Genomic DNA, 16,086 nt, shown 5'->3' with positions numbered 1-16,086 from the left:
AGGGATAAGAAGCATCGCCACGCCAGAAGTTCTCAAAGGATCTCTGGAGATCTTTAAGCTCCTCCTGAAGTGCCATGGAATCAGCCTGCGCCAGCCAGGGGTAGACAAGCTTTAAGTACTTCAGGTCATTTGCACAGGCATTGTAGTTCATACTGCGGTGCTGAGTGCGCCATGCAAGGCTTCTCAGGTTCAGATAGTAGTTGTGGATGAACCTGCAGCAGTTAGCAGTAATCTGTGCTTTTGTTTTTTGTAAGTCATTGGGATATATGCGGTACTGATATCTGAGGTAGATATACTCATCCATAGAAGCTGCTCCAAAACTTGTCTTATGCTAGTATTATAGCACTTTTGCAGTCCTTTGGCAAACATATGTTCTCGTATTACAAAATTTAAACATCAGCGCGATTCATCCCACAACCGCCTTCATCGGAAGGGGTTTTCTCGCACGTTATTATAAAAATTTCACAAAAATTCACGTGCAACTTAAACGTTTTCGTGCTAGGATTGAAGTGGATTGATCAGTTACTTGATTGTAATGAAAATTTACACAATATAGATAAGGGGAAAACGTCTATGAGAAAATTCGAAGGTTACCAAAAGGGAGTAAACCTGGGAGGATGGCTCTCTCAGGCAGATGAAAAGACAAAGCAGCACTACGATACTTTCATCGGAAGAGAAGATATCGAGAAAATCGCAAGCTGGGGCTGTGACCACGTTCGTCTCCCAATCGACTACATTGTCATTGAGAGCGAAGACGGTGATATGCTCGAGGATGGCTATGCTTATGTTGATAACTGCATCAAGTGGTGCAGAGAGTTTGGCCTCAATATCCTCATCGACATGCACAATACATACGGATACACATTCGATCCGCTCGAGGTTAACGGAGATAAAGAGATTTTCTTCCACAATGAAGATCTTCAGAAGAGATTCTATCAGATGTGGGATCGCATCTCCAAGAGATACGCAGGACAGAAGGATGTTGCCTTTGAGCTTCTGAACGAGGTTATCTCTCCTGATATCAAGGACGAGTGGAATGCCATCGCTGACAAGGCAATCGATACAATCAGAAAGAATGCGCCTGACACCTATGTTGTTGTTGGCGGTGTTTGCTACAACAACGTTCGCAGCGTACCTTTCCTCAATCCTCCCAAGGATGACCACGTAGTTTACAACTTCCACTGCTACGAGCCCATGATCTTCACACATCAGAGAGCATGGTGGATGGACAATATGCCAAAAGACATCACGGTTGAATATCCTGCAACCACAGCCGAGTACTCAGAAAAGAGCAAGGGCCTTGACCCTGACTGGGCAGGCGCAATCCTTAAGATGAAGGTTAAGGAGATGGGTGCTGACTACTTTGCAGAGCTCTTCGAGCCTGCTGTAGAAGCTGCCACCAAAAATAACGCTCCTCTCTACTGCGGAGAGTACGGCGTAATCGACCAGGCTCCGGCTAATCCTTCAACCATCAACTGGATCAAGGATATCCACGATGCCTTCGAGAAATACGGCATCGGCAGAGCCCTCTGGGTTTACAAGGAGAAGGACTTCGGTATCGTTGGTCCTCACTATGACAGCGTAAGAGATGAGATGATCAAGAATCTTTGATTGGTTTGATAAATAAAGCCCACATGCAAGAGCATGTGGGCTTTTTGTTGCCATTAGCCTGTAGTTATTTCATTGCCGTGGTCCTTGAGCCACTTTCTTCTCTCCTTGTAATCGGGAAAGATCTTTTCAACCTCCGCCCAGAATCTGGGGGAATGGTTCATCTCTTTTAGATGGCAGAGCTCGTGCACTACCACGTAGTCGATGATCTCATCCGGTGTGCGCATCAGGAGGCAGTTAAAGTTTAGATTGCCCTTTCCTGAGCAGCTTCCCCAGCGGCTCTTTTGCATCCTGATAGTTATCCGTCCGTACTCTACTCCCATAAGATTTGCGTAATACCTTACTCTCTGAGGGATGATACGCTTTGCCTTTGTTGTAAGGAGCTTGATCTCCTGTTTGGTCAGCTCAGGCTGTGGCGCTTCTGCTCTCTCTTTTTGCTTCTCCTGCATCTTGCGCAAATGCTTATCGATCCAGTCCGCCTTCTCTCCTATGAGGCGGTTGATCTCGCTTACCGAAGCGTACTTCGGAGCGCGGACTATAACTCTTGCGTCCGGCGTGATCTCTATGCAAATGGTCTTTCGTTTACTTCTTATTAGTTCTATTTCTTTCGTCATATTCACGTATTATATCACTTATCAAAAACCTGTGCTCCCTTTCTTACAAAGAACACCGGGATATCCCTGATCGTGCAGGATACCTCTACAGTATCACCGCCTTTATATTCCAAAAGAACTTCTCCCTTGTCCGAAAGCTCTTTTACCAGGCACCACTCTCCTCCCGGCAGTGTCACTGTGACTGACGTAGCTCCCTCATCAAAAACAGGGCATGCAAGTACATCTCTTCCAAAGAAAAAGACATCGCTCTCCGGATCGTAATCGGAATCTTCTAAAAAGACAGGGTAGATGATTGGAGTGCACTCAGAAACTGATCTTTCCATCTGCCTGTACAAATATGGAATGAGCGCTTCCCTAAGGTCAAAGAGTCGCTTTACAGTCTCCACTTCATCCTCATACAGCCAGGGCATGTTTGAAGTTCCGTCTGTATTCCAGGAGTGCAGCACAAACCTGGGCGTAAATATTCCGTACTGAATCCATCTAAGGAACAGCTCCTTAGAGGGCTTGGGGCCGGCAAATCCGCCTATGTCCTGACCAAAGTTATAGATGCCGGAAAGGCTCATGGTCATTGCCATCTTATGGTTAAATCTGAAATCCTCGAAGCTGGTTCTGTTATCTCCTGTCCAGGTGGATGCAATCCTTGAAGTTCCAACAATTCCGCACCTTGATACGGCTGTCTTATTTGATATATCGGGTGCAGCTTCTAGACTTGCTCTTGTCATCAGGTATGAAAACAAAGGCTTTATCAGCTTGGCTCTGATGGGCCTGCCAAAACCGTCAGCATATACGTCCTCATCAGGAACGTCGTACTCGTTATTGTCATTCCAGGTGCTGTAATAGCCCTTATCTATCAGTTCTTTTTTTACGCACTCTGTCCAGAACGTCGCTGCATTTTCATTGGTAAAGTCCAGATAACTTCCCATTCCACCCCAGAAAGGGAACTTTGCCGTAGTGCCGTCACCGTTTTTTAAAAACCATCCGTTCTCAGCGATCATCTCATACATCGGGTGGTCATCCAAAAAGCACGGCTTTATATTAGGCAGAAATTCTACTCCCTTATCCCTGAAGGTCCTGCTAAGCCCCTCAGGCGAAGGGATTTTATTCGTGTTCCAGTGAAAGACATATCGCTTGTCGCCGATCTGGGTATAGCCGCTGGACAGATAGAAGCCTCCGGGGGAAATGCCGTATTTTTCGCAGAGCGCAAGGAACCCTTCAAGCTGCTCTCCTGCATTATCAGCATCTGTGTACGCCATTGTACTTCCGCAATATTTAAGCGTCCACTTCGGAGGAAGGAATGTCCCTCCGGACAAGCGGACAAAACTCCTTAGTATCTCAGGTACGCTTCCGTAAAAGACATAATAGACAAGATACTCTTCCTCACATCTAAAGGATTTAAAAGGTGAGTAATAGTTGTCATGCTCTCTTCCAAAGTTGAACTCACCGTCAGAATAAGTATCATAGTAGATTCCGTATGAACCTGCAGAATTCCTGCAGATATAGAACGGAACATGCTTATACAAAGGGTCTGATGACCTGGCATCAAATCCCATGGAATCTGTGGTTCCAAGCTTAAAGCATCTCCCGTTTTTGTTGACATCCCCTGACTTATCTCCAAGCCCGAAGATGTACTCATCCTCCTGTCTTGAAAGATAATGACAGGCTCCTCTTCCCAGCTCGCCTTCAAGGTTATATGCCATGTATTCCCTGTCCTTGAACAGAGCTTCCCCGCCTTCGTAATGGGTGATCAGAAAATTCTTTTTTTGGACAAAGAGCCTGTGACTGCCAAAGGTGAATGTCCAGCCACCATCGTCTTCAGTCATCTGTGTTTTTTCACCTGCAAGGCCTTTGCAAGATAACTTATCCCTTCCCTCATAGGGTATCTCCCCATCCGGGCATACTGAGAAGGTGTTAAAAAACCTTGTACCGTCTTTATAGATTGCCACCCGGACCATGTCCTTGAAAAAATCAAGCCTTGCATTTATATCTGATTCCTTGAAAAGGAATGTGGATTCCTCCCGGGTTTTAAGAGTAAATCTGTGGTCATATTTCATTTTGGGTCTCCTCTGAAGGTATTTACTATCAGCTTTACAGGGTCCGGACGTTTCATCTTTATTCCTTTTTTTGAGATAACAAGACAACTCTTTCCCCTCTTCCATACAGGACGCCCTGAAGCATTGGGATTTCCGGTTTTCACAAAATCTGCAATGTAATCCATCATAAGAGCTGATATTTCCATATCCTTGTCATCATATGGCCTAAAGCTCTTTTCAAGAGTTCCGAACAGGTATCTTAAATCTGATGAATGAAATGCTCCATTGTCATCGCCGGGGGCATCGATGTCAAAATAGTAGCGATATCCGCCGGCCTTTCCCATAAACTTCCGTGCCATGTTATACAAAACAACATTGTACATATCATTACTTGTAGTTCCCGCCATGTAATCAAGCTTAAGTGGCTTCTCTATCAGTTTTTCCACGCTTTCCGTCAGAAGATATCCGTCAATAACAGGCTGTGTGTTGACGATATTATCTTTTCGGACTTTCTTAATCTCTTCAACTGCACCAAGAACCGCCTTATCATCAAGCTCTTTAAACTCATCAAAGTTTGTCGCACCGGAGAGTTTTATCACTTCTTCCCAGTAGCCGCGGGTGTCTGCAGATGCCTTCGGTCGTCCCATCTTTGGGAAAAGACCTGCTCCTGAGATCATAATTGCTCGTTCAAAAAGATCTTTAGCCTTCTCTGACAGACAAAGATACTGCAACGAAATCGCACCTGCGCTTTGTCCCATGGCAGTTATGCAACCAGGGTCTCCGCCAAAAGAGCCTATATGACTCTTTACCCATTTAAGTGAAACCAATATATCATCAAGTCCAAAATTCCCATCTCTTCCAAACTCATCCTGAATCTGCCTGTGTGTCATATATCCGAAAACACCCACGCGGTAGTTAACGCACACAAGGATCAGCCCTCTCTTTGCATAGGCTTCGCCATCCAGATATCCCTCGCTGTTGGCCATGGAATTAAATCCGCCTCCGTGTATAAAGACCAGCACCGGTGCATTATGTGCATTCTTGGGTGTATAGATATTGAGATTTAAGCAGTCCTCGCTGTAGGTAAAATCGAGCCCTTCACGGAATTCTCTGTGATAGAATCTCCGCTCAGGAACATCCAGATGTGGAAAGTAGGTCCTGTACTGGGAGCATGCATCTCCAAAACCTGTGGCATCGTATGTGCCATCCCAACCCTCTACCTGCTTTGCGTACTCAAATCTCTTGGCCTTAGCATATTTTATTCCCAAAAACTCAAGACACTCTTCTCTTTCATTTCCCCGGATCCTACCGAGATCTGTGTCTATTTCGATGTATTTACTCATCTGACCTGTCCCTTTAAATAGTCTTCCTTCCGGTTCTGAAGCTCACCAACCTTCTCCTTGGAGAGTGGATACCAGAAAAGCAAAGCAATTGCCATCAGCGCAAACATTACCGCCGGAATAAGGGTTGCAAGAACATACATCAGATCAAGCTGTCCTTCGGAAAAGACAAATTCCAGAGTGCTTGCAGTGTCATAATATCCCATTGCAAGTAAGGCTGCATTTACAGCTATTGCCGAAATAACCTGACCTAGCTTTCTAAAGAAATTTAAGAAGGCATATGCAGTACCGTTGTCCTTACTTCCGGTGCTGACTTCAATCTCATCTATGGCATCCCCCGCCATTGCCCAGAGCTGAAGCACAAAGAGATTAAGACCAAATCCGGAGATAAGACACAAAACCATAAAAGGCATGAGGGCCGCTTGCGGATCCAGGAATTTCAAGAAAAACATCAGGAAATTTGCTGCAGCAGCTATGATCATACCAACGGAGGTAATCTCTTTTTTACCAAACTTCCTTGCAAGCTTTGGGGTAAAAAGCATAAGTATTGCCATTGGGATATAGGTCAAAATTGTTGGCAGGGATACAAAGATTCCGCCCTTTCCGAAGTAGTATCTGATCAGATAAATATAATAGCTCTGAGTGAACATCTGTCCTGCAAGGAGCAACATTGCAACAACGGAAATAGAGAGCATGGCCTTGTTCCTGAATATAAGCTTAAGGGCCTTTGACGCAGCACCTTTTTCATGCTTTTGTGGCTCTGTTTTTACTCTTTCTTTTGTACCTGCAAATGCCAGAAGAAGCGAGATCACAGACAGCACAGACATGACAATGACGCCTGTCAGAAGAACATCATACTTTACAATAGACTTTCCCGTAGCCTTATCTGTGGAAAAGCAGAGCATTGAAAGCACCATGACAGGCATGCTGCCCAGTGCTGAACCTACTGCTCTGAAGACAGAGAGCTTGGATCTTTCTTTTACATCAAGGGTAATAACTGTGGCAAGAGAGCCATAGGGAATCTGAAGCATAGTGTAGATCATACCCCACGCCACATATGTGATGGTTGCATAAATATATGCAGGAAGATTATCTCCCGGTGTTCCGAAACCGTCGAATTTAAGAAAAAGAAGGATTGAAGCGATGGCCAGAGGAAATGCCACCCTCAGAAACCACACCCTGTATCTTCCATGCTTTGAAACAGGTGCTGTATCACAAATTCTGCCCATAATAGGGTCATTTACAGCGTCCCATACCCTGGTAAGTACAAACATCACCATGATAAAGAACGGACTTAAAATCAGGACATCCGTGTAATACGTCTGAAGAATCGACGTAACAAGTCCAAATACCAGACATCCGCCTGCATCTCCCAATGCGTAGCAGATATACTCCGGCGTCTTAAGGCCGCTGGCTCTGGCAATCATACTTTTTTCATCAGTTTGTTCCATAATATGTAACCCTCCCCTAAAAATGATATCACAAAATGGTCCCTGGGGACGGAGTCAGTGGTTCGGTTTTGGACCCTGGGGACGGAGTCAGTGGCTCATTTTTTTATCTGCCGTAATTACCACGTTTTTATTGCAAAAAATGAGCCGCTGACTCCGTCCCCAGGGTCCAAAACCGAACCACTGACTCCGTCCCCAGGGACCATTCGCCCCCAGCTTAATTTTCAAATTATTTTACGATCATACCGGTTTCCCTGTCTGCAAATACTGCAACCATCACAAGGAATACAATACCCATAATAAGCTGCTGTGTCTTTGGCTCGATTCCCAGCATAACAAGTCCGGCAGTAAGGATCTTGTATGTCAGCGCACCAAGAATGATGTTGTAGAACCTTACCTTAGCTCCGCCGTTGACCGGCATTCCGCCAAGTACCAGCGCGATCATGATCTGTGTTTCAAGCTGGTTTCCTGCTGTCGATGTAACAGATCCAACCTTGATACTGTTGATGAATGCTGCAAGACCTGTGATCATGCCTGCTGCCATGTAGATCAGCATCTTTGTCTTTTCAACTCTAACACCTGCAAAGCGGGCTGCAGTCTCGCCAGCTCCGATAGCCTTAAGTCTGTTGCCAAGGCCTGTGTATCTGAACACTGCAAATGCCACCAGCAGAATCACAATAGTAAATGTCAGGTTAAAGCCCATGGTGTTATAAGAGGTGATATTTGAAACTCCGTAAACAGGGCTCTTTGTGGTAGCATAAGCAACCATTCCGCGAAGCAGATACATGTTGCAGATAGTAACGATGAAGGATGTGATCTTTCTCTTTACATTAAAGAATCCGTTTACAATTCCTATAAGTCCACCTGTCAGAACTCCGCACAGGATTGCCAGCACAATGTTTACGTTTGACAAAAAACATATCACAACGGAGCAAACACCAAGCATGGAACCCTGTGAGAAATCAAGGCCTCCCATGGTCATTACCATGAATACGCCAACACATGCTATAAGAAGTACATAGGACTGTGACAACAAAAGCTTTAAGTTACCCGGGGTGTAGAGCTGACCCCCTGTTAAGATTGCAAACAAAACTACAATGAAGATGAATCCTGCAAATGGCATTACCGTCCTGAAAAGAGGCTGATTCATCAGTGATAATTTTACTTTTTTCTCTGTATCCATAACCGGCCTCCCCCTTAAACCATCTTCGCAATAAGGTCTGTATCTTTTAGACCTTCATGCCTTAAAAATTCACCATTCTGACGACCGTCTTTCATGATGATGATCCTGTCTGCCATTCCAAGAAGCTCTGAGATTTCCTCGGAGATCATGATAATGGACTTTCCGCTCTTTCTCATCTTGTCCATCATCTGGTAGATATCAGCCTTAACCCTGATATCAATTCCACGTGTCGGTGAATCAAGAATAATGATATCCGAGTTCTTGCCTATCCACCTTGCAAGGACAACCTTCTGCTTGTTTCCTCCGGAAAGCGCTGACATGAACTGGTGAACGCCAACCATCTTGGTACTCATCTGTCTTGCATATTTCTCTGCAAATGCCCTCTCATCCTTGGCATGAAGGATGTGATTTCTCTTGATGTCCTCAAGGGATGGAAGCGTGATGTTATCCTGAATGGTGTCGTTGATGACCAGCGACTCTGTGGATCTGTCCTTTGAAGCATAGGCTATGCTGTGATCAATGGCCGTCTTAATGTCTTTTATCTGTGTGCCGTCAGCAGTAGTAACGGTGCCTTCTCTGTCATAGGATGCTCCGAAAAGAGCTTTTCCAACCTCGTGCATTCCGCACTCAGAAAGGCCTCCTATTCCGATGATCTCGCCCTTATGCAGCTCTATGGAAAAGTCCTCGATCTCGCCGGGAACCGTAAGGTGTTCCCCCCGCAGAACAACCTCATCAGAAATCGGTTCCCCATAATCTGCGCGATAGTAGTTTCCACTCATCTCACGACCTACCATTAACTTTTTGAGGTCATCGGTAGTCACATCGCTGCTCTTTACTGTATCAATGTATTCTCCGTCTCTTAGGACGCTTACGTTGTCAGACTGCTCGAGAACTTCATCAAGGTCATGGGATATGAAGATTACACATCTTCCGTCGTCCTTGACATCCTTCATTACCTTGAAAAGCTCTTTTCTTCCCTTCTCACCAAGTGCAGTGGTGGTCTCATCAACGATGAGGACCTGGGGCTTAAAGTATGTTGCCTTTACGATCTCGATTAGCTTTCTGTCCTCGAAGTTATATTTGTCTATGATGTCGGTAGCCTTGATGTAATCAAATCCATAGGAGTTTAAAAGCTCCTGGGCCTTTTTGTTCATGGCCTTGGTGTTCTTTACATGGAACTTTGTGAACTCATCCTCTTTTCCGAGGAATATGTTCTCGGCAACGGTAAGTCCTGAAAGTGTGCCTGTCTCCTGAACGATAATGGCAACACCCTGATAGTTTCCGTCAACCTGATTTTTGGCATTAACCTCTTTTCCCAAAAGAGTAAACGTTCCGGAATCCTTGTGGTAAATTCCCGTAAGACATGATGTAAACGTGGATTTACCGGATCCGTTCTCGCCGATCAGCGCATGGATCTCACCCTTGTAAAAGTCCAGAGTGACATGATCTATGGCATGTGTGCCAACGAAGCTCTTGTCGATCTTCTCGGCATGAAGTATAACCTCGCTCATATCTCTCCTCCTTACTTAACAACTGCGCCTTTAACGGGCTTGATGGTCATGGTTACGATTGCAAGCAGCACGATACCTGTTACGATATTCTGCACTGTTGTGGGCGCGCCAAGAGCGACGAACCCCTGGAACAGGAGCTGGATTATGAATTCGCCCACAACAATTGCGATGACAGGATGTCCGTACTTTTTAAAGGCAAGGCCAAAGAACGTTCCCATAAGAGGTGGGAAGTTTCGGCTCATGGAAGCAAGGTTTGATGCACTGGTCATTGATGTTCCGTAGGAGATGGTCAGGATTGACTCGATACCTACAAAGAATCCGCAAAGGACAAATGCAACAACCTTGTATTTATCAACGTTAACACCCATGTTTCCGGCTACAACTTCATTGGAGCCGATGGCATAGGTATAGGTTCCGATCTTGGTGTACTTAAGGATGAATCCGCAGAAAAAGAACGCGAGGAGCGCCAGGATCAGGTTTCCGGGATAATCACCAAATGCCCTGTAACTTGGGGAGAGGATAGCCTCTTTTCCGTTGGTTGCAAAAATTGAAAGAGCCTCGTAAACCAGAGAAAGACCGGCGGTTACGATAAGTGATGAAATTTTAAGCTTTATATATACAAGTCCGTTCAGCAGGCCAACCAAAGTGCCGCTTATAAGTGGCGCTATAAGAAGTCCCGCATATCCGAAACGTTCGCTCATATTTACGGCAAGCACCGATGAAAGCACGATGTTTGCGCCAACGCTCATATCAAAGGGTCCCATTACGCAGATAAAATAAAGACCACAGCCGCCTACAGCATAGTAGAGAGCTGTCTTTAGATAAGTCTGAAGTTTATTAAAATCACCGAAGGTCTGTGGCGCAAGGATCTTGAAGAACGCCCAGAAAACAAAGGTGATAACGGCCAGCATCACCAGTCCGTACCAGTGGCTCTGCCTGAATTTTTTAAAGTTACTCATACACTCCTCCCTAAGGGTGCTTTTAATTTATGAAAAGAGATTTCTCTTACATAAACCGTACCCTCCGGATGGCGGAGGATACGGCTTTATATTGACTATTAGTTGCTGTGACGTGAAATAACGTCGTTGATTGAAAGATTAGAAGCTGCCTTATTCAGATCTTCGAAGCTGTAACTTGCCATCTCAACGAGCTCTTCGTCTGTATAAGGATCATCATTTACGAAGTACTTCTCATAGTTCGCGTAATCATCGGGCGATGATACATAGAGATACGGGAACAGGATCTCATAACCAAATGTGCCTTCCTCCTTTACATAATTACCCTTAACTGCGTTAAGTACGAGATAGAATGCAAACAGCGGATCGCAGAAGTGTCCGCCTGACTCAGCAAACATTCCGCCTGACTTAAGCTGATCTGCAAGGTCATCAAGGAAGTCTGTTGATACAACGTCGATCTTGCCTGTGAGGCCTTCATTTGCGTAAGCACCGATTGAACCTACAAGAGGATCTCCACCGCCGCCTGCTACGATAAGAGCGTCCATTCCGGGATTTGAGTTGTATAAAGACATAGCTGCTGCAGCGCCTTCTTCTGAAGATGTGTTAGCGTAAACAGGCTCTGTGATTGTTGCAGGATCATCTGCATGTGAAGCATTCCACTCATCGATTGCCTGCTGATAGCCCTTCCATCTAAGCTGGAATGTAGCATCACCAACTGTCCAAGCCTCAAGTCCAACGTTTCTGTCGCCGTTCTCAAGAAGGAGATTAACAAGTGTGTAACCGTTTGTTACTTCGTCCTCATGAACTGCACCAACATAGTACTTGGAGTTGCAAGCTGTCTTGTAAACCTCAGGGCTGTTCTCCTGAGAAATGATACGGAAGAACTGTGCGATGTAAACGCCATGCTCTGTACAGGTATTGATTGCTGATGTCATCTCGGAATCAGCTGAGTTACAAATGATGATACCCTGACATCCTGCTGCGCAGAGCTGCTCAACTGATGCTGTAACCTGCTCTGAAACGTGCGCCTGGTCAACATACTGAACCTCAACGCCGTTAGCCTTTGCTGCCTTGTCAACGATCTTTTTGCACTGGCTTCCAAGAACGTCTGTGGAACTCCAAATTGAAACACCGATCTTGATCTTGTCAGATCCGCCCCCCGAAGCTGATCCTGAAGATGCTCCGCCTGCAGCGCTTCCGCAACCTGTAACAAGTGATGCTGCCAGAACGCCTGCCATCAGCAGTGATCCCAACCTTTTGATTCTCTTTTTCATAGTCTTTGTAACCCTCCTTTGTATATTTGAAAGTAAGTATTTTTACCGGTCCGAGCCATCCGCGGGCCGAATTTGGAACCTTAGTTCTTAAGACCTTTCACCACATATATCTTGTTCTTCTGTTCCCCGAACACTACTCCTGCTGCCTCTGCAGCGCTGCTGTCATACGTGACTGTGACAATGACCTGATCGCCGTTGGAGAGCTCTTTATTCTTGTCGATGGTAAAAGAGATTGATGAAACAGCGTTAATGTACTTGGTGAGCTCTGCAAGATCTTCCACATCGCTGAGCTCCTTTATCTTCTCTTCACCTCCAACCATCTCGGTCTCGATGCCGTCGTAGTCTACGTTTACAAAAGCAGTTCCTTCCCCGTTTTTGCCGTCGAAGTCAACGCTTACGTAGTCAAGGATATTGGTCACGCCATCTGTTGTGTCGATAGCTGCCTTACCTTCGGCTCCGCAGCCGCTCAGCAGTAGTAGAGCCGATAAGGCAAATGTAGTTATGAAAGGTGTGATTTTTCTATGGTTGAACACCGTGATACTCCTCCCTTTGAACAAAAAAAGCTTCGCAAACAGTTTTTCCCCATTCCTGTTTACGAAGCTTATTTTATCAATTAAGTTTTTTGACAATTAGCACATTTTAGAAAATCTTACTATCACTTTTTTGAAAAAATACAAAATTGTCAATCTTCTATGCCTGCGACATTTTTTCTGAACTCGCTGGGACTTGTGCCCTCAAAGCGCCTGAATACGCGGCTGAAATAGTTGTAGTCATCGTATCCTACTGTAAAAGAGATTACTTCGAGTTTGTTCTTCGGCTCCTTCATCAGCTCTTTTGCCCTATCCATTCTGCACCTGGTTATATAGGCCGTAATGGTCTCGCCGTATTTCTGCGAGAACTTGCGGGACAAATAGCTGGCCTCCACAAAGAACTGCTCGGCCAGGTCTGATAGCGATAAATGCTCTGCGAAGTGCTCGCTGATGTATTCATGAACGCTCTCCACCTGATTATTGATGGATGTAGTCTCTGTTGTCTCCGTGCCCTGTGCAATTTCCAGCGCCAGGTCAATGTTCTCCATGATGATGTCTTTGCTCAGGGTCCGAAGGCCATAGGCTATGGCATCCTGAACCTCCTCGTAACTGCGGCTGTCTGCATTTTTGTCACAGTCCGCTATGGCGTTGATGGCCCTTGTGGTGAACTGTGTCACCTCCAAAAGGCTCCAGCCTGCGCTGTCGCACCTGCCAAGTCCCGCGCTCTCCATGATGATGTTTTTGGCCTGCTTGATATCTCTGGCATTAAGGCTGCTTGTGATCTGGGCTTCCACCCTGTCGGTAAAGCGCTCGTTAACCTTCTGCTTCTTGCCGCTTGGGCTGCAGGTTATTATGCTGTGTTGCCTTCCAAAGGGCCTTGTCACAAGCTCTGCTATCATCTCGCGATAAACGGTAGCGATGTCGTCAAGAGAGCTTGCCTGGTCGTGGATCACGATCGTAACCGGTCCCTGGCTCTCTACCGGGAAAGCCTCAAGTATTCTGTCTGCGATAAACTTAAGCCTTGCAGGCGTTGCATTGAGCTCGATTAAGAATTCGTTGACCTTGTCGGTATAGTTAAAGACAATCGATTTCTCGGCATCTATCAGGTCCCTTAAGCGCCTCTTCATGTCGTAGGACATCTTAAGGACATCCTTTTGGTAGTTCTGCTTGAGGACCTCTACGTCGTGGAACTTCACCAGTATCGTTGATATTTCGGAAAAGACCTTTGTACTGGGCACATGGGATTCCTTGCCGGGTCTGAAGAGCTTACCGTTTAAAAGAGATGAGAACTCGTCGTCTTCAAGGAAAGAGGAGACGTAGTTATCACGCAGGATACTGTCCTCTTTTTCCGCCTTTTGGATTTCACGCTCTTCTAGGGTCTTAAGAGCTTTGCTCAAAGAGTCTACCAGCTGTTCTCTGCCCACCGGCTTTAAGAGATAGTCGATCCCTCCTGCCATGAAAACGCCCTTTACCTTTTGGAAATCATCATAGCCGCTTACTGCCAGGGTTATGATGTCCGGGTAGTCATGGTGGATTTTATCAAGAAGCTCAAGGCCGCCAAGGAAGGGCATGTTGATGTCCGTTATGACAATGTCCGGCTTTTCTTTCGGTATCCTCTCAAGTACTTCTTCGCCGTCACAGGCAGGCTCAAGAAAGTCGATCGAGTAATCCTCCCAGGCCAGCATTCGTCTTATATTTTCACGACTCCACAGTTCGTCGTCAGCTGACAAAACCTTGTACTTCGCGTTCATCCTTTGCCTCCTCTTTTACAATGGGCAGCACAATAATTGCCTTCGTTCCGCAATCGGGATTGCTTTCATAGTGAATGCCAAAGCCTTCTCCGTAGACGCTTTTTACTCTGGCATTTACGTTCATTACCCCGATGGAACGCCCCATTTCTATTCTTCCGATGTCAGCTTTTGCAAGCTGCTCGTTCATGGCCTCGGCATCCATGCCTGCGCCGTTATCTTCAATGGTTATCTGTAAGAGCCCGTCTTTGTGCGTGGCGGAAATCGTCAGCTCTTTATCCTTCCTGCGTGTGTTGCGAAGGCCGTGCTGAAGCGCATTCTCAACGATAGGCTGCAGCGTGATCCTCGGAATGTTGTCATCAAGTGTATCCGAGTCGATCTGATAGTTGTACTTAATGGTGTTACCGTTTCTGACATCCATTACGTAGAGGTAGTTCCTGACGTGGGCCATCTCCTGCTGCAGTGTTGACTGGGTGTCGGAAATATCAAGGCTGTATCTGAATATCGCAGACAGGGACTGGCAAAGGCCGCTGACCAGAGTGCAGTCCTGTGACGCAGCGATTCCGCTCATGGTATCTAAGGTGTTATAGAGGAAGTGCGGATTTATCTGAGCCTGAAGGACCTTGTACTGGGTGCGCTCCATAAGCACCTTGGCCTCATACTCATCCTGCACCATGCGTCCAATCTGATCAAGCATCTCGTTGAACTCATCGCCCATGACCTTGAGCTCTTCACTCCAGCCATCTGTCTTGGCCCTGAGGTCCGTCTCGCCGTTTTTGATCTTGATGATGGTGTTGGAGAGCTGCTCCACCGGGCGGTAGATGTATCCTGAAATGGCGGCTCCAAACAGGAGCGTTACCAGAATGATAAACACCGCGATAACGATCAGCATTCTTGCAAGAGCGCTCTGGGTATGCATCATCAGGGACTGTGGTGTGAGCATGATAAGGTGGAGATTGTACTTCTCCGACTGTCTGCTGTTTAAGTAAAAAGAGCCGTACTCGTCATCAAATTGCGGAAAAGAATCCGATGAAGTCGCCACTAATTTCGTGAGGTCGGAAAAGAGCTTGCTCTCCTCCTTTGTGGTGTTACCAACCTGGGTGATTGGTGAATCCCCCTGAGGCTGAAGCCAGACATAAACATCTCTTGAAGAGATGTACTTGCTCATGATATTTGCTATGTTCTGGGTGCTGTAATCACAGATAAGATATCCGAACTGCGCCCTGTCTCCGTCATAGGTGTGGAGCTTAAGCACAAACCTGATAACATCCGTGTCCGCTGCTTCATTGTGGTAGCCTGATAACAGGACTGAATAATCATCAGAGCGGAGATAGTTCTTCAGGTGCACCACGTTTACGTACTGCTCCGTGTTATAAAGATCATGGGGATAATTGTAGGGCTGCTTTCTCCAGGAACTGACCAGGGTATCATCATTGTCATAGATATACATGGCAAGAAGCTGGTCATCAGAATCGAACCTGCGCTCAGATAAATGCCACGCGGTCCAGTAATAATCAAGAAGTCTTTTTTTGTTTTTCTGGGAATGCCTCATGGCATAGACCATATCCGTCTCGGTATATATGGTCTGCATTTTGACGATATTGCCATGAATGTAAGAATCGAGCTCAGCCTCAATACGCTGAAGCGTCTCGTCATTATTGAGAAGAGATTCTCTCCTTATCTGCTGCCTGGAGATCACCTCAAAAACAACCGTCTGTGCAACGATTGCAAAAAGCGTACAACCTATAACCAGCCCAATAACGGCCCGGCGCATAGTCCACTTCCTATTTTTCATACCCCATTTTCCCCGATTAGAAACAAAACTTTTTCTACGCGAAAATGAT

At 46.0% G+C, this 16,086-nt stretch carries 13 protein-coding genes; 1 reads left to right on the top strand and 12 read right to left on the bottom strand.

Annotated features, from left to right (window positions below; translation table 11 throughout):
* Positions 1-304, bottom strand: a 304-nt coding sequence (locus G632_RS0116475) for a helix-turn-helix domain-containing protein (RefSeq protein ID WP_026512659.1), incomplete at its 3' end; no start/stop codon positions are given.
* Positions 305-573: 269 nt separating this feature from the next.
* Here G632_RS0116475 and G632_RS0116470 point away from each other — a divergent pair.
* Positions 574-1,611, top strand: a complete 1,038-nt coding sequence (locus G632_RS0116470; protein WP_022770607.1) for a glycoside hydrolase family 5 protein — start codon at positions 574-576, stop codon at positions 1,609-1,611.
* Positions 1,612-1,664: 53 nt separating this feature from the next.
* Here G632_RS0116470 and G632_RS0116465 read toward each other — a convergent pair whose 3' ends face one another.
* From G632_RS0116465 to G632_RS20505, 11 genes are all read right to left on the bottom strand, one after another.
* Positions 1,665-2,222, bottom strand: a complete 558-nt coding sequence (locus G632_RS0116465) for a M48 family metallopeptidase (RefSeq protein WP_022770605.1) — start codon at positions 2,220-2,222, stop codon at positions 1,665-1,667.
* A gap of 14 nt (positions 2,223-2,236) precedes the next feature.
* Positions 2,237-4,273: a TIM-barrel domain-containing protein gene (locus tag G632_RS20510; protein ID WP_022770604.1), complete on the bottom strand. Its 2,037-nt coding sequence runs from the start codon at positions 4,271-4,273 to the stop codon at positions 2,237-2,239.
* Positions 4,270-5,595: a carboxylesterase family protein gene (locus tag G632_RS0116455; RefSeq protein ID WP_022770602.1), complete on the bottom strand. Its 1,326-nt coding sequence runs from the start codon at positions 5,593-5,595 to the stop codon at positions 4,270-4,272. Before G632_RS0116455 ends, G632_RS20510 begins: the two co-directional genes overlap by 4 nt.
* Positions 5,592-7,043 (bottom strand): MFS transporter, encoded by a 1,452-nt coding sequence (locus G632_RS0116450; RefSeq protein ID WP_022770601.1) that lies wholly within the window; start codon positions 7,041-7,043, stop codon positions 5,592-5,594. The genes G632_RS0116455 and G632_RS0116450 overlap by 4 nt, the downstream gene beginning before the upstream one ends.
* A gap of 226 nt (positions 7,044-7,269) precedes the next feature.
* Entirely contained in the window at positions 7,270-8,223 is a 954-nt protein-coding gene (locus G632_RS0116445) for an ABC transporter permease (RefSeq protein WP_022770599.1), read from the bottom strand.
* A 14-nt stretch (positions 8,224-8,237) separates the two neighbouring features.
* The gene (locus G632_RS0116440) at positions 8,238-9,734 is read right to left on the bottom strand and encodes a sugar ABC transporter ATP-binding protein (protein ID WP_022770598.1); all 1,497 of its coding nucleotides are present in this window, start codon (positions 9,732-9,734) and stop codon (positions 8,238-8,240) included.
* An 11-nt stretch (positions 9,735-9,745) separates the two neighbouring features.
* Positions 9,746-10,693, bottom strand: a complete 948-nt coding sequence (locus G632_RS0116435; protein ID WP_022770596.1) for an ABC transporter permease — start codon at positions 10,691-10,693, stop codon at positions 9,746-9,748.
* Between the two features lie 98 nt (positions 10,694-10,791).
* The gene (locus G632_RS0116430) at positions 10,792-11,964 is read right to left on the bottom strand and encodes a sugar ABC transporter substrate-binding protein (protein WP_022770594.1); all 1,173 of its coding nucleotides are present in this window, start codon (positions 11,962-11,964) and stop codon (positions 10,792-10,794) included.
* Positions 11,965-12,044: 80 nt separating this feature from the next.
* Positions 12,045-12,497, bottom strand: a complete 453-nt coding sequence (locus tag G632_RS0116425) for a hypothetical protein (protein ID WP_022770593.1) — start codon at positions 12,495-12,497, stop codon at positions 12,045-12,047.
* A gap of 149 nt (positions 12,498-12,646) precedes the next feature.
* A complete protein-coding gene (locus tag G632_RS0116420; protein WP_022770591.1) occupies positions 12,647-14,245 on the bottom strand; it encodes a response regulator transcription factor in 1,599 nt (532 codons plus the stop codon).
* Positions 14,214-16,037 (bottom strand): cache domain-containing sensor histidine kinase, encoded by a 1,824-nt coding sequence (locus G632_RS20505; RefSeq protein WP_081647205.1) that lies wholly within the window; start codon positions 16,035-16,037, stop codon positions 14,214-14,216. The genes G632_RS0116420 and G632_RS20505 overlap by 32 nt, the downstream gene beginning before the upstream one ends.
* Positions 16,038-16,086: the final 49 nt, after the last annotated feature.

Origin of the sequence: Butyrivibrio sp. NC2007 (assembly GCF_000421405.1) — a bacterium.
Lineage (GTDB): Bacteria > Bacillota > Clostridia > Lachnospirales > Lachnospiraceae > Butyrivibrio.
Note: the sequence above shows the minus strand (reverse complement) of the source record. Positions and strands in the feature narration are given on the sequence as shown.